The sequence below is a fragment of the Streptacidiphilus melanogenes genome (genome assembly GCF_000787835.1).
Lineage (GTDB): Bacteria > Actinomycetota > Actinomycetes > Streptomycetales > Streptomycetaceae > Streptacidiphilus > Streptacidiphilus melanogenes.
Map to the genome: position 1 here is coordinate 45652 of NZ_BBPP01000013.1, position 21058 is coordinate 66709.

21 protein-coding genes are annotated in these 21058 nt (G+C 74.6%); 10 read left to right on the top strand and 11 right to left on the bottom strand.

Going from position 1 to position 21058, the window contains the following annotated elements:
• Positions 1-45: 45 nt before the first annotated feature.
• Positions 46-1719 carry an FAD-binding dehydrogenase gene (locus tag TR49_RS16520; protein ID WP_042382445.1) on the top strand — a complete coding sequence of 558 codons (1674 nt, stop codon included), beginning with the start codon at positions 46-48 and terminating at the stop codon, positions 1717-1719.
• Between the two features lie 50 nt (positions 1720-1769).
• Here TR49_RS16520 and TR49_RS16525 read toward each other — a convergent pair whose 3' ends face one another.
• Positions 1770-2324 (bottom strand): GNAT family N-acetyltransferase, encoded by a 555-nt coding sequence (locus tag TR49_RS16525; RefSeq protein ID WP_042382447.1) that lies wholly within the window; start codon positions 2322-2324, stop codon positions 1770-1772.
• A 75-nt stretch (positions 2325-2399) separates the two neighbouring features.
• Between TR49_RS16525 and TR49_RS16530 the strand changes: the two genes are divergently transcribed.
• Positions 2400-3008, top strand: a complete 609-nt coding sequence (locus tag TR49_RS16530) for a TetR/AcrR family transcriptional regulator (protein ID WP_042382627.1) — start codon at positions 2400-2402, stop codon at positions 3006-3008.
• Positions 3009-3224: 216 nt separating this feature from the next.
• On the opposite strand, the gene TR49_RS16535 is transcribed toward TR49_RS16530, so the two are convergent.
• Positions 3225-4652, bottom strand: coding sequence for a phytoene desaturase family protein (locus TR49_RS16535; protein WP_042382449.1), 1428 nt, complete (start codon positions 4650-4652; stop codon positions 3225-3227).
• A 194-nt stretch (positions 4653-4846) separates the two neighbouring features.
• Positions 4847-5704: a helix-turn-helix transcriptional regulator gene (locus TR49_RS16540; RefSeq protein ID WP_042382629.1), complete on the bottom strand. Its 858-nt coding sequence runs from the start codon at positions 5702-5704 to the stop codon at positions 4847-4849.
• Positions 5705-5863: 159 nt separating this feature from the next.
• Between TR49_RS16540 and TR49_RS16545 the strand changes: the two genes are divergently transcribed.
• Together TR49_RS16545 and TR49_RS16550 are read left to right on the top strand one after the other, a co-directional pair.
• Positions 5864-6718 carry an NAD-dependent epimerase/dehydratase family protein gene (locus tag TR49_RS16545; protein ID WP_042382450.1) on the top strand — a complete coding sequence of 285 codons (855 nt, stop codon included), beginning with the start codon at positions 5864-5866 and terminating at the stop codon, positions 6716-6718.
• Positions 6719-6771: 53 nt separating this feature from the next.
• Positions 6772-7494, top strand: coding sequence for a DUF5995 family protein (locus tag TR49_RS16550; RefSeq protein WP_042382451.1), 723 nt, complete (start codon positions 6772-6774; stop codon positions 7492-7494).
• Positions 7495-7511: 17 nt separating this feature from the next.
• Here the strand turns inward: TR49_RS16550 and TR49_RS16555 are convergent, their stop codons facing one another.
• From TR49_RS16555 to TR49_RS16565, 3 genes are all read right to left on the bottom strand, one after another.
• A complete protein-coding gene (locus tag TR49_RS16555) occupies positions 7512-8972 on the bottom strand; it encodes a GuaB1 family IMP dehydrogenase-related protein (RefSeq protein ID WP_042382452.1) in 1461 nt (486 codons plus the stop codon).
• Positions 8973-9123: 151 nt separating this feature from the next.
• Entirely contained in the window at positions 9124-9807 is a 684-nt protein-coding gene (rpe, locus tag TR49_RS16560; RefSeq protein ID WP_042382453.1) for a ribulose-phosphate 3-epimerase, read from the bottom strand.
• 141 nt (positions 9808-9948) lie between these two features.
• Positions 9949-11400 carry an RsmB/NOP family class I SAM-dependent RNA methyltransferase gene (locus tag TR49_RS16565; protein WP_042382454.1) on the bottom strand — a complete coding sequence of 484 codons (1452 nt, stop codon included), beginning with the start codon at positions 11398-11400 and terminating at the stop codon, positions 9949-9951.
• Between the two features lie 250 nt (positions 11401-11650).
• Here TR49_RS16565 and TR49_RS16570 point away from each other — a divergent pair, with 250 nt between their 5' ends.
• A complete protein-coding gene (locus tag TR49_RS16570) occupies positions 11651-12079 on the top strand; it encodes a hypothetical protein (protein ID WP_152627306.1) in 429 nt (142 codons plus the stop codon).
• Between the two features lie 217 nt (positions 12080-12296).
• On the opposite strand, the gene fmt is transcribed toward TR49_RS16570, so the two are convergent.
• Both fmt and def read right to left on the bottom strand, forming a co-directional pair.
• Positions 12297-13223 carry a methionyl-tRNA formyltransferase gene (fmt, locus tag TR49_RS16575; protein WP_042382457.1) on the bottom strand — a complete coding sequence of 309 codons (927 nt, stop codon included), beginning with the start codon at positions 13221-13223 and terminating at the stop codon, positions 12297-12299.
• Between the two features lie 68 nt (positions 13224-13291).
• Positions 13292-13837 carry a peptide deformylase gene (def, locus tag TR49_RS16580; RefSeq protein WP_042375159.1) on the bottom strand — a complete coding sequence of 182 codons (546 nt, stop codon included), beginning with the start codon at positions 13835-13837 and terminating at the stop codon, positions 13292-13294.
• A 321-nt stretch (positions 13838-14158) separates the two neighbouring features.
• On the opposite strand from def, the gene TR49_RS45630 reads away from it, so the two are divergent.
• Positions 14159-14734, top strand: coding sequence for a hypothetical protein (locus TR49_RS45630; RefSeq protein WP_042382458.1), 576 nt, complete (start codon positions 14159-14161; stop codon positions 14732-14734).
• Between the two features lie 190 nt (positions 14735-14924).
• On the opposite strand, the gene TR49_RS16590 is transcribed toward TR49_RS45630, so the two are convergent.
• Entirely contained in the window at positions 14925-17015 is a 2091-nt protein-coding gene (locus tag TR49_RS16590; protein ID WP_042382460.1) for a primosomal protein N', read from the bottom strand.
• A gap of 88 nt (positions 17016-17103) precedes the next feature.
• Complete coding sequence (locus TR49_RS16595) at positions 17104-17766, bottom strand: NAD(P)H-binding protein (RefSeq protein WP_042382462.1); 663 nt, start codon at positions 17764-17766, stop codon at positions 17104-17106.
• A gap of 122 nt (positions 17767-17888) precedes the next feature.
• Between TR49_RS16595 and TR49_RS16600 the strand changes: the two genes are divergently transcribed.
• Complete coding sequence (locus TR49_RS16600) at positions 17889-18509, top strand: TetR/AcrR family transcriptional regulator (RefSeq protein ID WP_042382464.1); 621 nt, start codon at positions 17889-17891, stop codon at positions 18507-18509.
• On the opposite strand, the gene TR49_RS16605 is transcribed toward TR49_RS16600, so the two are convergent.
• The gene (locus tag TR49_RS16605) at positions 18496-19341 is read right to left on the bottom strand and encodes a GNAT family N-acetyltransferase (protein WP_042382465.1); all 846 of its coding nucleotides are present in this window, start codon (positions 19339-19341) and stop codon (positions 18496-18498) included. The genes TR49_RS16600 and TR49_RS16605 overlap by 14 nt on opposite strands.
• 147 nt (positions 19342-19488) lie before the next feature.
• On the opposite strand from TR49_RS16605, the gene TR49_RS43875 reads away from it, so the two are divergent.
• From TR49_RS43875 to TR49_RS43880, 3 genes are all read left to right on the top strand, one after another.
• Positions 19489-20202: a hypothetical protein gene (locus tag TR49_RS43875; RefSeq protein WP_042382467.1), complete on the top strand. Its 714-nt coding sequence runs from the start codon at positions 19489-19491 to the stop codon at positions 20200-20202.
• A 96-nt stretch (positions 20203-20298) separates the two neighbouring features.
• Positions 20299-20862 carry a SigE family RNA polymerase sigma factor gene (locus tag TR49_RS16615; RefSeq protein ID WP_236653398.1) on the top strand — a complete coding sequence of 188 codons (564 nt, stop codon included), beginning with the start codon at positions 20299-20301 and terminating at the stop codon, positions 20860-20862.
• A partial coding sequence (locus tag TR49_RS43880; protein WP_042382468.1) for a hypothetical protein occupies positions 20859-21058 on the top strand: 200 nt, incomplete at its 3' end. The genes TR49_RS16615 and TR49_RS43880, both read left to right, overlap by 4 nt.

Sequence of the window (21058 nt, forward strand, 5' to 3'; positions counted from 1 at the left end):
CACCGGAACAGACCCCGCCACGACCCCCACCGAGGACCTGTAACCATGGACGCTGACGTCATCATCGTCGGGGCCGGCCTGGCCGGTCTCACCGCCGCGCACGAACTCGTCTCCCGGGGACGGAAGGTGGCGCTGGTCGACCAGGAGAACGCGGCCAACCTGGGCGGCCAGGCGTTCTGGTCCTTCGGCGGCCTGTTCCTGGTCGACTCCCCCGAGCAGCGCCGGATGGGCGTCAAGGACTCCTTCGAGCTCGCCTGGGGCGACTGGCAGGGCAGCGCGCAGTTCGACCGCGCCGAGGACGAGGACGCCTGGGGCGCCCGCTGGGCCCGCGCCTACGTGGAGTTCGCGGCGGGCGAGAAGCGCTCCTGGCTGGAGCGGCACGGCATCTCCTTCCTCCCCACCGTCGGCTGGGCCGAGCGCGGCGACCTGCGCGCCGAGGGCCACGGCAACTCGGTGCCGCGCTTCCACGTCGCCTGGGGCACCGGCACCGGCGTGGTCGAGCCCTTCGTCCGCTACGCCCGGCAGGCGGCCGCGGCAGGACGGCTGACGTTCCATCACCGGCACCGGGTGGACGAAGTCGTGACCACCGACGGGGTCGTCACCGGCGTGCGCGGGCGGGTGCTGGCAGCGGACGACTCCGCCCGTGGCGTGGCCAGCAGCCGCGAGGAGGTCGCGGACTTCGAACTGACCGCGCAGGCCGTCATCCTGACCACCGGCGGGATCGGCGCCAACCACGAGCTGGTGCGCCGCTTCTGGCCCGAGCGGCTGGGCACCGCCCCGGCGAACATGGTGACCGGCGTGCCGGCCTACGTCGACGGCCGGGGGCTGGAGATCGGCGAGCGCGCCGGGGCGCGCCTGGTCAACCGCGACCGGATGTGGCACTACACCGAGGGCATCCAGAACTGGAACCCGATCTGGCCCGGCCACGGCATCCGGATCCTGCCCGGCCCGTCCTCGATGTGGTTCGACGCGCTCGGCCGCCGCCTCCCGTCGCCGTACCTGCCCGGCTACGACACCCTCGGCACGCTGCGCCACCTGCGCACCGCGCCGGAGCTGGCCGAGCACGACCACTCGTGGTTCGTCCTCACGCAGCGGATCATCGAGAAGGAGTTCGCCCTCTCCGGCTCCGAGCAGAACCCGGACATCACCGCCAAGGACCGCCGCGCCTTCCTGCGCGAACGCCTGCTCGGCAAGGGCGCCCCCGCGCCGGTCGAGGCCTTCAAGCAGCACGGCGCGGACTTCGTCGTCGCGGCCGGGCTGGAGGAGCTGGTCGCGAAGATGAACGCGCTGACGGAGAAGCCGTTGCTGGACCCGTCGGTGATCCGCCGTCAGATCGAGTCGCGGGACCTGCAGGTGGCCAACCCGTTCAGCAAGGACGCCCAGGTGCAGGGCATCCGCAACTCCCGCCGCTACCTGGGCGACCGCCTCGGGCGCACCGTCGCCCCGCACCGCCTGCTCGACCCGGCCGCCGGGCCGCTGATCGGCGTCAAGCTGCACGTGCTGACCCGCAAGACGCTCGGCGGCATCCAGACCGACCTCTCCTCCCGCGCGCTCGGCGCCGACGGCGCGCCGGTGCCCGGCCTGTACGCGGCGGGCGAGGTGGCAGGCTTCGGCGGCGGCGGCGTCCACGGCTACAACGCGCTGGAGGGGACGTTCCTGGGCGGCTGCCTCTTCTCGGGCCGCGCGGCGGGGCGCGCGGCGGCGGAGGCGACGGCGTAGCGGCGGAGGGCCGCCCCAGGGGGTCAGCCCCGGGGGCGGCCCCCGGGACGTCAGGAGCGCGGGGCGTCGGGCCACTCCGAGGCGAGCATCGACCAGATCTCCTTGTCGTGGCGGACGCCGTTGTGCGGGTAGTACTGCCGCAGCGTCCCGTCGAGCGTCATGCCCAGGCGCTGGGCGACAGCCCGGCTGCGCTCGTTGCGGGTGCTGCTCCACCACTCCGCCCGGTACATGCCGCGCTCCTCGAAGGCGTAGGCGAGCAGGCGCCGCACGGCGGCGGTCACCAGGCCGCGCCCCTGGCCGGCCGGCTCGGACCAGACGCCGATCTCGCAGTTGCCCGCCGCCGCATCGAAGCGTACGAACATCACGCCGCCGACGAGCGTGCCGTCGAGCCAGATGCCGTAGATCCGGCCCGTGTCCTGGGCCTGCCGGTCGGCGTAGCCCTGGAGCGTCGCGCGGGCCGATTCGAGGTCGGTGTTGCGTGCCGCGAACGGGATGAACGGGTCGATCCCCTCCCGCGCGCGGTCGATGTGGGCGAGGAACTCCTCCGCCTGCCACGGATCCAGCGGGCGGAGTTCGGCATCGGGGGCGAGGGCGACGGCGTACACGGGCGGTCCTGTCTTCGAAGGGAGGACGACGGGGCCGATAGTACATAACAAGCGTTGGGTATGTACGCTGTCGCCATGACTCCCGCCCGCGGTGACCACGAAGCCCGCCGCGCCGAGGTCTCCGCGGCCGTCTGGCGCGTCCTGACCGAACGCGGCTTCGCCGGGCTGACCCTGCGCGCGGTCGCGGGCGAACTGGGCGCGACGACGGGCCTGCTCACGCACTACTTCCCCAGCAAGCGCGCGCTGTTGCGCTACGCGCTGGACCTGCTCGACGAGGCCCACGCGGCCCGTCCGCGTCCCCACACCGAGGCCGCGGGCCCCGACGCCGAGGGCCTGCCCGCGCTGCGCGCGGCGCTGCTGGACATCCTGCCGCTCACTCCCGAGAGCGCGGCGGGCTCCCGTATCTGGGTCAGCTCCTGGGACGCGGCCCTCGCCGATCCCGAGCTCGCCGGAGACCACGCCGCGCGCTACCGCCGCGCCCGCACCCGCATGGCCGCCTTCGCGGCCGCCGCCCAGGACCGCGGCGAACTCCGCACCGACCGCACCCCGGAGGACCTCGCAGGCGCGGCCCAGAGCTTCGTCCTCGGCCTGGTGGTCCAGGCCCTCTTCGCCCCGGCCGAGTTCCCCCCGGAGCGCCAGCGGGCCCTGCTGGACGCCTACTTGGCGGATCTGGCAACCGAGTAGGCGCGCCACCCGGGTGCCCGCCGACGCCTCGGCGCTCCGCCGGAGCTCCGCCGCGCACGGCCTCCATGCCGAGGCTCCCGTCCACGGGCGGGGACCATCGCCCGCATCCCGTCGCGGCCGCACCTTCCCGTGCCCGGCGCGCCCGGCTGTGCCCGACGGCGTGACAACCGGAGGTCGGGCGAACCTCCCCGGCCCGGCAGGGGGTTGCCCACCGCCCTACAGGCGCCGGGGAGTCGCCAGGTGGCGCAGGGCGGCCTTGGCCGCGCCGGCGCCGCACATGCCGTGGGCGCCCGGGCCGGGTGGGGTGGCGGCGGAGCAGAGGAAGACGCCGGGGATGCCGGTGGCGTACGGGTCGAGCGCCGCACGCGGCCCGAGCAGCAACCGCAGCGGCGACTTCGCGCCCGTGAGGATGTCCCCGCCGCCGAAGTTGGGGTTGGTCGCGGCGAAGTCCGCGGGCCGGGTGGCGCGCAGGCCCACGATCCGGTCGCGCACCCCGGGCGCGAACCGCTCCAACTGCCGCAGTATCGCCTCCGTCGCGTCCCCGTCGTAGCCGTGCGGCACGTGCGCGTACGTCCACACCGGGTGCACGCCGCCCACCGAGCGCGACGGGTCCGCGAGGTACTGCTGGCCCACCAGCGTGAACGGACGGTCCGGCATCCGCCCGGCCGCCACCTCCCTTTCCGCGTGGGCGACTTCGGCGAACGTGCCGCCGAGGTGGACGGTGCCCGCGCGGCGCGCGGCCGCCGCGGTCCACGGCACACCGCCCTCGACCGCGAGATCGAGCTTGAACGCGCCGGGGCCGCGGCGGAACCGCCGGTACGCGGTGCGCACACGCGCCGGCAGCAGGTCGCCGTAGAGCGCGGCGACCTGACCGGGGTCGAGGTCGAGCAGGGTCACGTCCGCCCGGGGGAGGGAAGCGCGGTCGGTGACGCGCACGCCTGTGCGGACCTCACCGCCGTGAGCGCGCAGGGCGCGCTCCAACGCGCGGGCGATGGCACCCGATCCGCCTTCTGCGACGGCCCAGCCCGACGCGTGTCCTGCGGTGAGGATGCCGAGCCCGATCGCCGAGCTCAGCGGCTCGGACAGCGGGCGGAACGCATGAGCGGCGACGCCGCCCCACAGCGCCCGCGCCTGCGGGGTGCGGAACAGGCGCGCCAGGACCTCGGCCGGCAGGAGCGTCGGCGGTCCGAACCGCGCGAGCGGCAGCGGGTGGTCGGGGACGCGCAGCAGCGGACCCATCACGTCGCCTGCGAGGGCGTCCCAGCGCCGCACCGACGGCCCCAGCAGCGCGCGGTAGCGCCCCGCGTCCGCCCCGAGCCCGCGGGCGGTCCCGGCCACCGACCGCAGCAGCACCCCGGCCGTGCCGTCGTCGAGCGGGTGGACGCAGTCGACCTCCGGCAGCAGCCACCGGAGCCCGTGCCGGTCCAGCTCGAGGGCTCGCAGGGCGGGCGAGCCGATGGCGAGGGGATGGACGGCCGAGCAGTGGTCGTGCAGCAGGCCGGGCAACAGGGCCTCCTCGCTGCGCGTGCCGCCACCGACCTCCGCCGCGGCTTCGAGCAGGGTGACCTGGAGGCCTGCCCTGGCCAACAGGGCAGCCGCGGCGAGCCCGTTGGGCCCGCCGCCGACGACGACCGCGGTGGTCATGAGACTGTGTCCAGGGGTCCAGGGGTTCAGGGGTCCAGGGGTCCGGCGCGCTCGGTCCGGCGAGGGTGCAGACGTGCGGGATGTCCGCCCGCCGTGGTGGACAGGGTAGTCGGCCTCTCGGCCCTGCCCCCTACTCCGGCTCGCCCGTGTCTCCGGGCCCGGGCCGGCGGGTCTCGGCGCGCCGCCGAGGCCGGTCAGCGGGTCACCGAGTCCCGCGTGCCCAGGTCCTGGAGGCCGACCACGCGCAGCAGCTCCAGCCGTTCCGCGGTGACGCTGCCGGGCTCGGCGGTGTAGACGAGCAGCCGCTGCTCGCCGCCGTCGGTGACCAGCACCTCGCAGGAGAGCTCCAGCAGGCCCACCACCGGATGCACGATGCGCTTCACGTCGCTGCGCCGCAGGCCGACATCGTGCTCGGCCCAGTAGGCGGCGAACTCGGGCGACCGCGCCAACAGCTCCGCCACCAGCCGCTCCGCGCGGCGGTCCTCCGGGCGGGCGGCTGCGACGGCGCGCAGATGCGCGACGTGGGAGCGGCCGAGCCGCTCGTGGTCCTCGGCGGGCATCACCGCGCGGGCGGCGGTGTCGGTGAACCAGCGGCGGATGAGGTTGCGCTGCTCGGGCGGCCGCCCGTTCGCGTCACCCCACAGCGCCCGCGACATCGGGTTCTGCACCAGCACGTCGCCGAGGTCGGAGATGATCTGCGCCGGGGTGTCCCAGAGCCGGTCCAGGATCAGCAGCAGCCCGGGACGGACGTGGTCCGCGACGTGGTGGTGCTGCGGCGGCTGCTGGCCGGACAGGTGGAAGAGGTGGTCCCGCTCGTCGTCGCCCAGCCGCAGGGCGCGGGCCAGCGCCGCGAGCAGCTGCGGTGAGGGACGCGGTCCACGCTGCTGCTCCAGGCGCGTGTAGTAGTCCACCGACATCCCGGCGAGCCCGGCCACCTCCTCGCGACGCAGTCCCGGCGTGCGACGGCGGGCGCCGTCCGGCAGGCCCACGTCGGCGGTGTTCAGCCGCTCCCTGCTTCGGCGCAGGAAGTCGGCGAGTGCGGGGCGGTCCACGGGTCGGTCCATGCCTCCCAGCCTGCCCTCCTGCGCCGTGGGTAGCCAGGGATCGCCGGTCCCCCGATCGGCAGGTCTCTCCCGCCCGGGGCGCACCGGCGGAAGAGTGGTCGTCATCGGGCCACAAGGCCCGAGACAGCCGAACGACGGAGCAGAACCATGACGACGATTCTGGTGACGGGCGCGACGGGGCAGGTCGGACGGCGGTTCGTGCCGCGCCTGCTGCAGTGGGTCCGACCGGACGAGACGGTGCGGGTGCTGGTGCGTGGCGAGGAGAGCGCGCGGCATTGCACCGGGCTCGGCGCGGAGGCCGTGCTGGGCGACCTGCGCGAGGCCGACGACCGCAAGCGCGCCCTGAAGGGCGTGGACGACGTGGTGAACGTGGCGGCCGCCTTCCGCGGTGTGCCGGACGAGGAGGCCTGGGCGGTCAACCGCGACGCGGCGGTCGCGCTCGGCCGGGAGGCCGCGGCGGCAGGCGTCCGCCGCTTCGTCCAGGCGAGCACCAACCTGGTCTACGGCGCGGGCCGGGGCCGTCCGGCCGTCCCCGAGGACCAACCGGCGCCCGAGTCCGTCTGGGGCGTCTACCCGCGCTCCAAGGCGGAGGCCGAGGCCGGACTCGCCGCCGTCGCGGACCTGCGCCTGGTGATCGTGCGTCTGGCCTTCGTCTACGGCGAGGGCGACCCGCACCTCCCGGGCGCGGGGCGCTTCATCGCCGACTGGCCGGCCCACCGGCGGCTCCAGATGGTCCACCACGCGGACGTCGCCCAGGCTCTCTTCCGCGCCCTGCGCACGCCCGGCATCGAGGGCCGGAGCTACAACGCGTCCGACGACGCGCCCGTCACCGCCTGGGACATCCACCACCTGAACGGCACCGCCTTCCCGTCGGCCAACGCCGACGCCGTCGACCCCGACCCGTGGAACGGCATCGCCTCCAACCTCTCGCTCCGGGAGGGGTTGGGCTGGCGTCCGGTCTACCCGTCGGTGTGGTCGGCGCGGGACGCGGGCGCGTTGTGATCCACCCGCGCGGCGGATCGCCGCAGGTGGGGGCGCGCTGCGATGCTGGCGGCATGGAGCTGAGCACCGCGCCCGCCGATGCCGTCGCCGTCGTGGCGGCGCGGCTCGGTGACGCCGTGTCAGGGCTGCCGCCCGGCGACGGCGTCGGGGTGTTCGGCGGCGTCTACCTCCAGGTCACCGACGCCCTGGTGCAACGCCTCGGCGAGGACGGCTACTTCGGCTCGCCCGTCGACGTCGCCCGGTTGGACACCCTGTTCGCGGACCGCTTCCTGGGCGCGCTGGGCGCGGACGCGCCGCCCGCCTGCTGGCGGCCGCTGCTGGACCTGCGGCTGCACCCGGGCATCCGCCCGGTGCAGTTCGCCCTGGCGGGCATGAACAGCCACATCGAGCACGACCTGCCGCTCTCGGTCGTCGACTCCTGCCGCAGCCTCGACTGCCCACCGCAGGAGCTGGAGGCCGACTTCCACCGCGTCAACGACCTGCTGGCGGGCGTGGAGCAGCAGGTCCGCGACGAACTGCTGACACTGCCGCCGGAGCTGGACGTCGCCGACCCGCTGCTGCACCTGCTGGACGCGTGGAGCATCGACGCCGCACGCGACGCGGCCTGGGCGTCGGCCCGCATGCTGTGGGAGCTGCGCGGAAAGCCGGAGGCCTACGCGGCCGCCGCGGCCGCGCTCGACCGCTCCACCGGCATGATGAGCCGCTGCCTGCTCACCCCGCTGCGCGACGTGCGCGACCTGCGGGAGGCGAGCAGGCAGACGGCGATGATCAGCTGAACGTCACCGACCGGACGTCACCAGCTGGCGTGCAGCGGCTTGCCCTCGGCGAAGCCGGCCGCGCTCTGGACGCCCACCACGGCCTTGCGGTGGAAGTCCTCCAGCGAGTCCGCACCGGCGTAGGTGCAGGAGGAGCGGACACCCGCGACGATCGAGTCGATCAGGTCCTCGACGCCGGGTCGGGCTGGGTCCAGGTACATCCTGGAGGTGGAGATGCCCTCCTCGAACAGCGCCTTGCGGGCGCGGTCGTAGTTGGACTCCTCGGCGGTGCGGTTGCGCACGGCGCGCGCGGAGGCCATGCCGAAGCTCTCCTTGTACTGGCGGCCGTCGGGGGCCGTCTGCAGGTCGCCGGGCGACTCGTAGGTGCCGGCGAACCAGGAGCCGATCATGACGTTGGACGCACCCGCGGCCAGCGCCATCGCCACGTCGCGCGGGTGGCGCACGCCGCCGTCGGCCCAGACGTGCTTGCCGAGCCTGCGGGCCTCGGCCGCGCACTCCAGCACGGCGGAGAACTGCGGGCGGCCGACGCCGGTCATCATCCGGGTGGTGCACATGGCACCGGGGCCGACACCGACCTTGAGGATGTCCGCGCCCGCCTCGACCAGGTCGCGCACGCCCTCCGGGGCGACGACGTTGCCCGCCACGATCGGCACCTGCGGATCCAGCCCGCGCACGGCCTGCAGCGCGTTGATCATCGACTCCTGGTGGCCGTGGGCGGTGTCCACGACCAGCACGTCCGCACCGGCCTCCAGCAGCGCCTTGGCCTTGCCGGCCACGTCGCCGTTGATGCCGACGGTGGCGGCGATCCGCAGCCTGCCGCCCGCGTCCACGGCCGGGTTGTAGAGGGTCGCGCGCAGCGCGCCCTTCCGGGTGAGGATGCCGACGAGGTCGCCCCGGCCGTCGACGACGGGAGCGAGCTTGCGGTGACCTGCGGAGAGCTTCTCGAACGCCTCGCGCGGGTCGACGCTCTCCTCGAGGAGCAGCAGCTCCTTGCTCATCACGGCGGCGAGGCTGGTGAAGCGGTCCACACCCTTGAGGTCGGCCTCGCTGACCACGCCGACCGGCTTGCCGTCCTCGACCACGACGATCGCGCCGTGGGCGCGCTTGTGCAGCAGCGAGAACGCGTCGGCGACGGTCGCGCCGGGCGCGAGCGTCACGGCGGTGTCGTGCACCAGGTGGCGCTGCTTGACCCAGCCGACGACCTCGGAGACGACCTCGATCGGAATGTCCTGCGGGATCGCGACGATGCCGCCGCGCCGGGCCACCGTCTCGGCCATCCGTCGGCCGGCCACGGCGGTCATGTTGGCGACGACCAGCGGGATCGTCGTCCCGGTGCCGTCGTTGCTGGACAGGTCGACCGCCTGCCGCGACCCCACCGCCGAACGGCTGGGGATCATGAAGACGTCGTCGTACGTGAGGTCGTAGGGAGCAGAGGGACGGGCGTCCAGCTCGCCGGTGACCGGATTCAGGAACCGCATGCCTTCAGCCTACGGTCCGGATCCGCGCGGTTCATGGCACGACGCTACAAGGCGGCGGCCGGAAAACCGACCGCACCTTGGAGGATCATCCATATGGCCTTGTGATTATCTACAACACTAGCGAAAAGGCGGGTCCCGAACGAGGAACGATTCACAGCTTGCGCACCCAGGGCGCCTTCTCCGTGGCCTCCCGCGCCTGCGACCGCAGCGCCGCGACGGCCGCCGCCGGATCGTCCGCGCCGTAGACGGCCGAGCCCGCCACGAACACGTCCGCCCCGGCGTCCGCGCACCGCTCGATCGTGGAGGCGGACACCCCGCCGTCGACCTGCAGCCACAGCTGCAGCCCGTGCTTGTCGATCAGCTGCCGGGTCCGGCGGATCTTCGGCAGCATGATGTCCAGGAACGCCTGCCCGCCGAAGCCCGGCTCCACGGTCATGATCAGCAGCATGTCCAGCTCGGGCAGCAGGTCCTCGTACGGCTCGATCGGCGTGGCCGGCCGCAGCGCCATCGACGCACGCGCCCCGAGCGCCCGCAGGTCCCGCGCCAGCCGGACCGGCGCGGCCGCGGCCTCGACGTGGAACGTCACGGACCCGGCCCCCGCCTCGGCGTACTGCGGAGCCCAGCGGTCCGGGTTCTCGATCATCAGGTGGCAGTCGAGCGGGATGTCCGTGGCCTTGCTCAGCGACTCGACCACCGGCAGACCGAGGGTCAGGTTCGGCACGAAGTGGTTGTCCATCACGTCCACGTGCAGCCAGTCCGCACCCCGGACCGCCTCCGCCTCCTCGGCGAGCCGGGCGAAGTCGGCGGACAGGATGCTGGGACAGATCTGGGGCATCTCACGCACTTTCGAGTCGATCACGGCGACGGATTGCTTGTCATCATGCCTCACCCCCCCAGGGGGCGGGGAACTGCGCGACAAGCCACCCAGGTCGATGAGGTCCCGAGCGGACAGGGCCATCCCCTCGGGCGGGTTCCCTCAGCGCTTGCGCAGCAGCGCGAGGTACATCGCGTCCGTGCCGTGCAGGTGCGGCCACAGCTGGATGTCCGGGCCGTCGCCCAGGTGCGGGACGCCGGGGAGGGTCTCACGGGCGTCGATCCACTCGACGTCCTCGCGGCCCTTCAGGACGTCCTGGACGACGACGCGGGTCTCCGCGAGATGCGGGGAGCACGTCGCGTAGCCGACGACGCCGCCGGGCCGCGTCGCGTCGATCGCGCTGCGCAGCAGACCCCGCTGAAGAGGGGCGAAGTTGGCGACGTCGGCGGGCCGACGTCGCCACCGCGCCTCCGGGCGGCGGCGCAGCGCACCGAGGCCGGAGCAGGGGACGTCGACCAGCACGCGGTCGAAGCTGCCGGCCTTCCATGCCGGGCGCGTGCCGTCCGCGGTGATCACCGCGTAGGGGCCGGGGTTGCCCTCCAGCGCGCGGGCCACCAGGCGGGCGCGGTGGGGCTGGGCCTCGGAGGCGACCAGGGCCGCGCCGCGCTCCGCCGCGAGCGCGCCGAGCAGGGCGGCCTTGCCGCCGGGTCCGGCGCAGCCGTCGAGCCAGACGGAGTCGCGGCCCTCCAGCGGCGCGGCGGCGAGCGCCGCGGCAACCATTTGGCTGCCCTCGTCCTGGACGCCCGCGCGGTTCTCGCGCACCGCCCGCAGATCGGCCGGGTCGCCGCCCTCGGCCAGCCGGACCGCGTACGGGGACCAGCGGCCCGCCTCGGTCGCGTCCTCGTCGAGCGCGGACCGCAGCTCCTCGACGGTCGAGCGGCCCGGACGGGCGACCAGGGTCACCGCGGGGCGGTCGTTGTCGGCGGCGAGCAGCTCCTCCATCGCGGTGCGGCCGGCCGCCTCCGGCTGCCAGACGCCGAGCGCGTCCCACAGCGCGGAGACCACCCAGCGCGGATGCGAGAAGAGCACGCCCAGGTGGTCCTCGGCGTCCTCCTCGTACGGCGGGGCGACCTTCTCCAGCCAGGTGTCCAGGTCGTGCTGGGAGATCTTGCGCAGCACCGCGTTGACGAACTTCGCCGGGCCGTCGGTCAGCACCGTGCGCGCGAGGTCGACGGTGGCGGAGACCGCGGCGTGGGTGGGGATGCGCGTGGCCAGCAGCTGGTGCGCGCCGAGCGAGATGACGTCGAGGACCGGCGGGTCGATCTTGCCGAGCGGGCGGTCCACGCAGGCGGCGATGATCGCGTCGTAGCTGCCGCGCATGCGCAGCGTCCCGTAGACCAGCTCGGTGGCGAAGGCGGCGTCGCGGCGGGTGAAGTTCACGTCCTGCTCGGCCTTGCGCAGCAGCGCCGGAAGGACCAGGTTGGCGTAGGCGTCACGCTCGTCGACGGCCCGCAGGGCGTCGAAGGCGAGCCGGCGGGCGGGATCCTGCGCCGGCTTGCGGTAGGGGCGCTTCTTCGCCGTCGACGGACGGGATGCGGGGCCGGGGCTGCTCATGGTTCGGCTCTACCTCTGTGCCTGAAGGTGCTGACGGTTGCTATGCACGGATCCGGATCCACGGTGGGCGGTTCCTGTGCGTAGTGCCCATCATGCCGCATGGGTGGCGGAGCGCCTTACTGACGGAATGCCAGGAGTGTGTGGCTCCTGACGCTCCGCTTGTTGACGGTTCACCCTTCGGCTACCTGGAGCCCATCCCTCCGCCGCGCGGCGGTAGGAGACTTCCGGATGACGTATCCGGGGGATGTGCATGATGCAGCTGGCTTCGGCCTTGGACACCGTCAACACGTTCATCGACAGCCGCGGAGTGCTGGGGGCACTGCTCGTCGCGGCGATCACCACGGGGGCGGGTCTGTTCTGGCGCAGCCGCCGCCCGGCCCGGGAGATCTCCTGGGGCGTCCTCTACGACGAGCCGATCAACCAGGGGCAGGACCAGCCGGGGGGCGACCCGCACGCCAGCGCTCCGGGACAGAACCAGGGCCCGAACTTCTGGGACATCCAGTTCCGCAACAAGCCGGTGAAGCAGGGCAGCCTGGTCCTGCTGCGGGTCCGCAACGCGGGCGAGACCGCGATCAAGGAGGAGGACTTCCGGCCGGCCCTCTCCGCCCTCCGCGGCCACGGCTTCCTCGCCTGCGGCGACCTCACCGGCACCAAGCGCGACGGCGCCTGCTCGGGCTGACGCCCGCTTGCCCGACCCCGAGGGCGCGGTCATCTGCAGGCGAGCTACCAGGCAGCAACCTCAGGGGCGCGGGGAACTGCGCGACAAGCCACCGATGAGCGGATGGTCCTGAACGCGCAGGGCCATCCGCACAGGGTGGTCGCCCGCGCCCACGCGGCGGAGCCGCACATCGGCTCAGCCCCACGCCCCTGAGGTGGGGGCGAGGTCCCGCGCGGAGCTACGTGAGCTGCTCGCCGGGCTCGACGCGGGCGCCGCGGGCCCAGTCGCCGGCGGGCATCCGCTTCTTGCCCTGCGGCTGCACCTCGCCCAGTTCCACCTCGTACGAGCCGGTGCCCACACGGACCGTGTTCTTCTGCACGGCCACCTCACCCGGCGCCAGCTCCGATCGGCCCACGATCGGGCGCACCGAGCCCACCTTCAGGCGTTCGCCGCGGAACTCCGTCCACGCGCCCGGCGCGGGCGCGCAGCCGCGGACGACGCGGTCGACGCGGAGCGCGGGCGCGGTCCAGTCGATGCGCGCGTCCTCGACGGTGATCTTGGGCGCGACGGTGATCCCGTCGGCCGGCTGGGGACGGGCCTCCAGCGTGCCCTCCTCGATGCCGTCCATGGTGGCGACCAGCAGCCGCGCGCCGGAGTCCGCGAGCCGGCCGAGCAGATCACCGCTGGTGTCGGTGGTGCGGACCTCCTCCGTCACCGTGCCGTAGACCGGACCGGAGTCGAGGCCCTGCTCGATGAGGAAGGTCGACGCGCCGGTGACCTCGTCACCGGCCAGCACCGCGTGCTGGACCGGCGCCGCGCCACGCCACGCGGGCAGCAGCGAGAAATGGAGGTTGACCCACCCGCGCGCCGGGACCTCCAGCGCGGCCTTCGGCAGCAGCGCGCCGTAGGCGACGACGGGGCAGCAGTCGGGGGCGATCTCGGCGAGGCGCTCCAGGAACTCCGGGTCCCGCGGCTTCGCGGGCTTCAGCACCTCGATGCCCGCCTCCTCCGCGCGCTGCGCGACCGGACTGGCGACCAGCCTGCGGCCGCGGCCGGCGGGCGCGTCGGGGCGGGTGACCACGGCGACCACCTCGTGGCGCGAGGCGATCAGCGCGTCCAGCGACGGAAGCGCGACCTCGGGGGTGCCGGCGAAGACCAACTTCATGCGAGTACCAGTGCCTTTCTCTGGCTGCGGGGAACGGTGCTGCGGCTCGGGACTGCGGCCGCGAGGTCTCAGAACGCGCGGCCGAAGGTGCTGTGCGGGGAGACCCGCACCTGGGGGGCCGGCTCACCGCCCCAGTCCGCGTCGCGGATCGCCTTCATCGCGGCCTTGCGCTGCTCCCGGTCCAGCCGGTCGATGAAGATGATCCCGTCGAGGTGGTCGGTCTCGTGCTGGATGCAGCGGGCGAGCAGCTGCGTTCCCTCGACCGTCACCGGGTCGCCGTGCATGGTGAAGCCCTTCGCGACGACGCCGAAGGACCGGCGGGTGTCGAAGCTCAGGCCGGGCAGCGAGAGGCAGCCCTCCTCGCCGTCCTGCTGCTCGTCGGTGAGGTCGAGCGTCGGGTTGACCAGGTGACCCAGCTCGCCGTCCACGTGGTAGGTGAACACCCGCAGCGAGACGCCGATCTGAGGGGCCGCCAGGCCGGAGCCCGGGGCGTCCTTCATCGTCTCGGTCAGGTCCCGGACGAGGTTCCGCAGCTCCTTGTCGAAGGTGGTGACCGGCTGCGCCTTCATGCGCAGCACCGGATCGCCGAAGATACGGATCGGCTGGATCGCCACGGCGCGGACTCCCGTCGTCAGGGTGGGTGCGTGCAGGGTGGCCGCGCCGCGCCTCCCCCAATGGCGGCGGGCCCGCGCGCGGCCGTGCACTGGTACCACAAGATGCCTCGAATGCTCGGAGGATCAAGTCTAGAGGGCCTGGGCAGGGGCTCACTCGCGCGTTGCGTGCGGGCAGCACGAGCCCCGTGCGACCTCCTGTGCGCCCTCCCGCACGCCCCCATCGTGACCGATCCGACACTTCGGGCGTTGGTCAAAGGAGATTGACCGCCGGAACCCTCCCCCTCGCGGTCCGCCCACCGCCGTCCGAGAGGCACACACGACATGGTCGAACACGCCACGCACGACGCCCGTGCCCGAGCCAGCCTCCACCTGCTGGTCCGCGACATCGAGCGGGTGCGCCGCCAGGTGGACGCGCTGCGCACGCTGACCGCCCAGCTGGGCAACGTCTACCGGCCGCGCCGCCCCACGACCGCCGCGGGCTTCGTGGTCTACGGGCGGGCGCCCGCGCCGACCGTCCGGCTTGCCCAGGAGCTGCGCGACAGCGTGGAGGGGCTGGTCGCGGCCGCGGTGGAGTTCGACCGTTCGCTCGGCTTCTCCTGGGACGCCGTGGGCTCGGCGCTCGGCGTGACCAAGCAGGCGGTCCACCGGCGGTACGGCGTCCGCCGCAATGTGCCTGACGGCACCGGGCAGGGTCTGCAGCCCGGCCCGCAGCGCGCTCCGCTGGAGGACGGCGAGATCGTCGCCGAGACGCCCGGGCTCCCGTCGGCGGGAGAGGTGCCGCTGCCCCAACAGCACGCGGGGCCCCCGGCCCCGCAGCCCTCCTCCCTCCGCGCCCCCATCCCCTCCGCCCGCCGCGGCCCCGCACTCCCCGCCCCCTCCCGCGGCTACCCGCGGTAGCGGTCACCGACGCGCCGGCCTGTTGTTGCGCCTCCTCAGGGGCGCGGGGAACTGCGCGACAAGCCACCCACCCACGTGGCGCGCCGAACGAGCGGGGCCGTCCGCACCGGGTGGTTCTTCGCGCGGTTCCCTGCGCCCCTGGAGAGTGCATGGCATCTCGCCTGCAGAGTCCTCTCCTCCTGTGAGCGTCTCAGCCGATGTCCGGGGGGTCGATGCGGACGCGGACGGGATCGGACTTGCCGCGGGCAAGGCGGGCCGCCTGCGCGGCCTTGAGCGCGGTGGCCAGGGCTGCGCCGCGGCCCGGGGCGACGCGGAGGAGCATGCGGTCGACGCGATCCTCCCCGCGCGGGACGGGGACGGCGACAGGACCGAGGAGGTCCGTGCCCTCGGGGAGGCGGGCGAGGTCGAGGAGGTCCTGGACCGCGGCGGGCGCGCCGCTGACCGCGGCCATGCGGGAGACGGGCGGGAAACCGAGCTCCGCTCGCTCCGCGAGCTCCATCCCGGCGTAGCCGGCCGGGTCCCAGCGGACCAGCGCCTGGACCGGGCGCAGGCTGGGCTCCGCGACGATCGCGACCGTGCCGCCCTCCGCCGCGCCGCGGACCAGCGCGGACGCGCTCAACCAGCGGCGCAGCGCCTCCTCGCCGGCGCGCAGGTCGGGTCGGCCCAGCAGGACCCACGCGTCCAGCAGCAGCGCGGCGGCATAGCCGCCCTCGGCGACGGGCTCGGCGCCCGGCGTGGCGACGACCAGCGCAGGGGCGCCGGACACCGTCACCAGCACACCGTCGCGGCCGGAGGTGCGCACCGGCACGGAGGGGAAGGCCCGTCCGAGCTCGTCGGCGGTCCGCCGCGCACCGAAGACCTGCGCGCGCAGCTTGAAGCTGCCGCACTCGCGGCAGTGCCAGTCGGCCTCGGGGCGACCGCACCACGTGCAGACCAGCGGGCCGGACGCGTCGGGGGCCTCCAGCGGGCCGGCACAGTGGGCGCAGCGCGCCTGTTCGCGGCAGCGGCCGCAGGCGAGGCGGGGCACGTAGCCGCGGCGCGGGACCTGGACGAGGACCGGGCCGTGGGCGAGCGCGTCGCGGGCGACCCGCCAGGCCAGCGAGGGCAGGCGCGCGGCGAGCGCGGCCACGTCGCCGGCCTGGTCGTGGTCGCCGACGGTCCGCACCAGCGGCGCGGCACGGCGCACCTCCTCGCGCCCGGCGGCGAGCGGGCGGGCCCAACCGGTGCGCAGCAGCTGGGCGGCCTCGACGGTGACGGCGAAGCCGCCGACGAGCGCCGCCGCGCCGGCCTCCGCCGCGCGCAGCAGCAGCACGTCGCGTGCGTGCGGTTGGGGGGCGTGCGGCTCGCTGTGCGAGGAGTCGCCGTCGTCCCAGATCGCCAGCAGGCCGAGATCGGTGACGGGGGCGAACATCGCCGCGCGCGTGCCGACGACGGCCCTGACCGCGCCCCTGCTGACCGCGAGCCAGCGCCGGTACCGCTCCTCCGCGCCCAGCTCGGCGGTGAGCGCGACGTGCCGCCCGGGGCCGAGCAGCGCGTCGAGTGCCGCGTCCACGCGCGCGACGGCGCGTCCGTCGGGCAGCACCACGAGCGCGCCGCGACCGGACGCGAGGGCGGCCACGACCGCGCGGGCAAGCTCGTCCGGCCAGCCGGGCCCGGGCAGCGCGGTCCAGGCGGCGCGCGGCGACTCGCCGTCGGCGAGCGCGCGCAGGTACGACGGGCCGTCGGCGTAGCGGGTCCAGCCGCCGGGCTCGGGCGCGGCGACGTCGGCGGGGGTCCCCGGCTTCGGCTCGGACTCCGGCTTGTTGTGCTTGGGCGGGACGGCGAGTTGGAGCACGTCGGCGAGCGTGCCCGCATAGCGGTCCGCGACGGCGCGGCAGAGCCGCAGCAGTTCCGGGGAGAGCACGCGCTCGGGCGAGAGCACCTGGGCGAGCGGGGCCAGCGGACCGGCGAAGTCGCTGGCCGCGAGGCGCTCGACGACGAACCCGTCGACGAGCTTGCCGCCCTCGCGCCGCCCCTGTCCCTTGACGACGCGTCCGCCGAAGCGGACCCGCACCCGCACCCCCGGCTGCGCGGCCTCGTCGAGGCGGGCCGGGACGGCGTAGTCGAAGTACTGGTCGAGATGCGACAGGCCCTTGTCGACGACGACCCGCGCGACCGGCAGCCCCTCCGCCATGGGCTTGGGCTTCGGCCGCGCCTTGGCACGCCGCAGCTCGGTCCGGATCAGTTCGAGCTGTTCGCTCGCCGGGCTTTCGGCGGGTTCGGGGACGTCGGAGTGGGCCATCGCTCCTCAAGTCCTACCAGAAGACGCCGACAGCCAGCGCCGCGAGAACCCGCGGGCCGTTCGCGCGAGCGTCCGCGAACCCGGACGCTCAGCTCAGCGCCCGCACCGCGTCCGCGGCGGGCGTCTCGCCGCTCGTGAGCTCCAGAATGCTGCCGCCGCCCGCGCCCGAGCGCAGCAACTCGGCCAGTACCAGCGCCACGTCCGCCCTCGGCACGCCGCCCGCGGCCAGCGGGGGCGGGGAGAGGGCGACCAGGCCGGTGCCCGGGGTGTCCAGCAGGCGGCCGGGACGCAGCACCGTCCAGTCGAGCGAGCGGGGGCGCAGGTCGTCCTCGGCCTGGGTCTTGGCGTCGATGTAGGCGGCCCAGACCTCGTCGGTGCCGGGCCTGGGCGGGGAACCCGCGCCCATGGTGGAGATCTGGAGGAACCGGCGGACACCCGCCTGCTCCGCGGCGGCGGCCAGCTTCACCGAGCCGTCGCGGTCGACGGTGTACTTGCGTTCCGCGCTGCTGCCGGGCCCGGCTCCGGCCGCGAAGAGGGCCGCGTCGGCTGCCTGGGCGCGCAGCACCTCGGCGACCTGCTCGACGGAGGACTGCTCCAGGTCCAGCACGACGGGCTCCGCTCCCGCCGCGCGCAGGTCGTCGGCCTGCTCGGGCTTGCGGATGAGACCGACCGCCAGGTCGCCGCGACGGGCGAGCTCGCGGGAGAGAAGGAGGGCGATCTGGCCATGGCCGCCGGCGATGACGATGCGCATGTCCGTCACGCTAACAGCAGCCCGGCGGCCGGGGCGGACGACACGATTGGCGACACGGGCGTCGTGCTGCTTTGATAAATGAACAGCCATTCACTTATCGGCGGACGACGGACGGGAGCGGCATGGTGGCGGGGCGGCCGCGCAGCATCGACGACTCGGCGATCCTGGACGCCGCCGCCCGTGTCATGGGGCGCACCGGACCGGCCGGGCTGACGCTGGCTCTGATCGCGGCGGAGGTGGGTCTCGTTCCGGCCACGCTGGTCCAGCGGTTCGGCTCGAAGCGCGGCCTGCTGCTGGCGCTCTCCGCGCGCACGGTCGCCGGGGTCGACGCGGGCACGGCTCGCGCCCGCGCGGAGCACGACTCCCCGCTGGCCGCGCTGGACGCGCTGGTCGCGGGGCTGTGGGCGGCCGAGCTGACTCCGCAGGAGTACGCCAACCACCTCGCGTTCCTCTGCGTGGACCTCGCGGACGCCGAGGCCCGCGCCCACGCGCTCGCCGCGCACCGGGCCCAGGACCGGGCCACGGCTGCGCTGCTCGCCGAGGCGGTCGACCGCGGTGACCTGCGGCCCGGGGTGGACGTCACCGCGCTGACCGCGACGGTCCAGGCGGCGGTGACGGGCGCCGGGCTGCTCTGGTCCCTCGACCACCGCGCCACTCTGCCGGAACGCCGCCGCGACGCGCTGCACGCCGTGCTCGCGCCGTACAGGGGTGCCGTAGACGCGGCTCGTCCTAGGGGGCGGTGAACTCCACCACCGTGTGGTCCCCGAGCGGGCGGTAGCCGATCCGCTGGTAGAGGGCGTTGCTGGTCGGGTTGGCCAGGTCCGTGAAGAGCAGCACCTGCTCCGCTCCGGACCGCTGCAGCTCCCGGCTCGCCTGCGTCACGACCGCTCCCGCGTAGCCCCGGCCGCGCAGCTCGGCGGGCGTGTAGACCGGAGCGACCCGGACCTGTCCGGCGACCCGCGCCGACCAGCCGACCATGGAGACCGGGCGGCCCGTCTCGTCCTGCCAGAGCAGCAAGCGCCCGTCCGCCACACGATCGGCGACGTGGAAGTTCCGCTGCTGCTCCCCGATGAAGGCGGCGAAGTCGGTGAACCAGCCCTCCAGCAGCGGCAGGTCGGCCTCCCTCGCGAGCCGGGCCACGCCGGCCGGCGGCGACCCAGGGTCGGTCACCTCGCCGAGCCGGAACAGGCGTTCGGCACGCAACACACGCCAGCCCCGGCCGGTGGCGGCCGCGTAGGCGCGTACGGTGGCGTCCTCGCCGATCACCGTCGGAACCGGCCCGAGCGTCCCGGCGAGCGCCCGCGCGGACTCCGTGTCCATCACGCTCAGCAGCGGCCCGTGCGGCGGCGTCTCCACGAAGGCGGCGACGGCCTTCCCGTCCGGCCCGGACCGCCAGCCGAACCGTGCGGGCCGGTCGGCGTCGAAGGCGAACGGCCCGCGTCGTCGCACCGTCTCACTGACCGTCAGCAGGACGGTGTTGGCCGCCGGGTCGGCGGCGAGGTGGGCGTCGGCCGCGGCGCGGAACTGCTCCACGTCCTCGGTCAGACGCCAGTCGGTGTCCTTTGCGCCCGCCATGTCCGGCCCCCGTCTCTCGATTCACCGAGTGCGGCCCATTGTCGCCGATCCCGTGCAACCCTCCTGCGGTGCCACGGAGTAGAGAGGGCGGGAGGGAGCCGGGGGGCTCCTTCCCCTACCGATTCTCGAAACGATGTGAGGAGTCCTGTGTCTGCCACACAGACCGAGCGGACCCGTTGGAAGGTGCTCGCGGGGGCCGGTGTCGCGGCGGCCGCGGCCACCGGGATCGCCCTGTCGGGCGTCGCCTCCGCCTCCGCCGCGGCGGGCTCCACCGCCCCGCCCGCGAAGCCGAAGGCGGCCGCCCCGGCCGCGAAGACCGCGAAGACCGCGAACCCGGCGAACTCCGCCGCGTCCGCCCGGTCGGATGTGTCGAGCGTGCTCGTCGGCCAGGGCCGGATGGGCCACGTCACCTGGAAGGTCGAGCTGGAGTACTACCGCCACCTGCCCCGCGGCTACCAGGTGCCCACGCCTCCGCCCGGCGTCCCGACCCCGAAGTACACCGGACTGCTGTGCGAGCGGATGTACCTGGGCGGCGTGCGCATCGACCACCAGGGCGGCCCGTGGGCGGACTGCGACGGCGTGACCGGCCCGGCGCAGCCCGTGCTCGGCGAGGGACTGTGGGGTCTGACCGAGAAGGGCACGTCCGGCTACCGGCTCTTCGTCGGGGAGGACGCCCCGCCGGCCGCCTACGCGGTGCTGACCTTCACCGACGGGCACAAGTACCGCGCGGAATCGGTGCATCTGCGGGGAACCGGGTTCAACGCCTTCGCCATCCCGATCAGCAAGGGCCAGTACATCCGGAGCGTGGACACGTTCACCGCCGGCGGCAAGCGGCTCAGCCACGAGACCGACTGGCACTGACGGAGGCTCGGCGACCGTCCGCCGGGCCGTACCGGGCGAGACAGAGGGCGTGACGGCCGGTCACGGGCGTCACGGAGGAAACGGGGACAGGCACGCGTGCAGAACGGCACGGCGGCGGCGATCGGGGGACGGCGCGGCGGCGACGAGGGCTGGGGCGACTTCAGCTCCTTCGTCGCCGCCCGCTGGACCGCCCTGGTGCGCACCGCCTATCTGCTCACCGGCGACTTCCACGAGGCCGAGGACCTCGTGCAGGTGACACTCGCCAAGGTGTACCCGCACTGGCGCGGCCTGCGTGCGGAGACGACCGACGCCTACGTGCGGCGGGCGTTGGTGAACAACAACCGCAGCCGTCACCGCCGGCGCCGGGTCGCCCACCTGCTCATGCCCTTCGTGCCGGACCGCCCGGCGGCCGCCGACGCCGGACAGGGCGACGTCGCGGAGCGGGACCTGCTGGTCTCGCTGCTCGCCACGCTGCCCGAGCGGCAGCGGACGGTCGTGGTCCTGCGGTACTGGGAGGACTTGTCGGCCGAGGAGGTCGCCGAGCTGCTCGGCTGCTCGGTCGGCACGGTCAAGAGCCAGGCCTCCCGGGCCCTGGCCAAGCTGCGGGACCTTCCCGAGCTCGAGGAATTCGCACTGACCGGTCTGGGAGCCGAGAGATGAACGACCGTCAGGACGACCTCGTGGAGCCGCGGCTGGAGGCCACGGTGCGCCGGGCTCTCGACGCCGGCGCGCGCCGCCTTCCGCCGAGCACCCCGCCGCTCGCCGCCGTGCTGCGCGCGGGCCGACGCCGCAGGCGCGCACGCCGTGCCGCCGCGGGCACGGCGGTGGCCGCGGCCGTGGCTGCGCTGTGCGTGAC

Coding starts and splice junctions, on each gene's coding strand:
- TR49_RS16520 (WP_042382445.1), top strand. CDS start 46: ATGGACGCTGACGTCATCATCGTCGGGGCCGGCCTGGCCGGTCTCACC.
- TR49_RS16530 (WP_042382627.1), top strand. CDS start 2,400: ATGACTCCCGCCCGCGGTGACCACGAAGCCCGCCGCGCCGAGGTCTCC.
- TR49_RS16535 (WP_042382449.1), bottom strand. CDS start 4,652: ATGACCACCGCGGTCGTCGTCGGCGGCGGGCCCAACGGGCTCGCCGCG.
- TR49_RS16545 (WP_042382450.1), top strand. CDS start 5,864: ATGACGACGATTCTGGTGACGGGCGCGACGGGGCAGGTCGGACGGCGG.
- TR49_RS16550 (WP_042382451.1), top strand. CDS start 6,772: ATGGAGCTGAGCACCGCGCCCGCCGATGCCGTCGCCGTCGTGGCGGCG.
- TR49_RS16555 (WP_042382452.1), bottom strand. CDS start 8,972: ATGCGGTTCCTGAATCCGGTCACCGGCGAGCTGGACGCCCGTCCCTCT.
- rpe (WP_042382453.1), bottom strand. CDS start 9,807: ATGCCCCAGATCTGTCCCAGCATCCTGTCCGCCGACTTCGCCCGGCTC.
- TR49_RS16565 (WP_042382454.1), bottom strand. CDS start 11,400: ATGAGCAGCCCCGGCCCCGCATCCCGTCCGTCGACGGCGAAGAAGCGC.
- TR49_RS16570 (WP_152627306.1), top strand. CDS start 11,651: ATGATGCAGCTGGCTTCGGCCTTGGACACCGTCAACACGTTCATCGAC.
- fmt (WP_042382457.1), bottom strand. CDS start 13,223: ATGAAGTTGGTCTTCGCCGGCACCCCCGAGGTCGCGCTTCCGTCGCTG.
- TR49_RS45630 (WP_042382458.1), top strand. CDS start 14,159: ATGGTCGAACACGCCACGCACGACGCCCGTGCCCGAGCCAGCCTCCAC.
- TR49_RS16590 (WP_042382460.1), bottom strand. CDS start 17,015: ATGGCCCACTCCGACGTCCCCGAACCCGCCGAAAGCCCGGCGAGCGAA.
- TR49_RS16595 (WP_042382462.1), bottom strand. CDS start 17,766: ATGCGCATCGTCATCGCCGGCGGCCATGGCCAGATCGCCCTCCTTCTC.
- TR49_RS16600 (WP_042382464.1), top strand. CDS start 17,889: ATGGTGGCGGGGCGGCCGCGCAGCATCGACGACTCGGCGATCCTGGAC.
- TR49_RS16605 (WP_042382465.1), bottom strand. CDS start 19,341: ATGGCGGGCGCAAAGGACACCGACTGGCGTCTGACCGAGGACGTGGAG.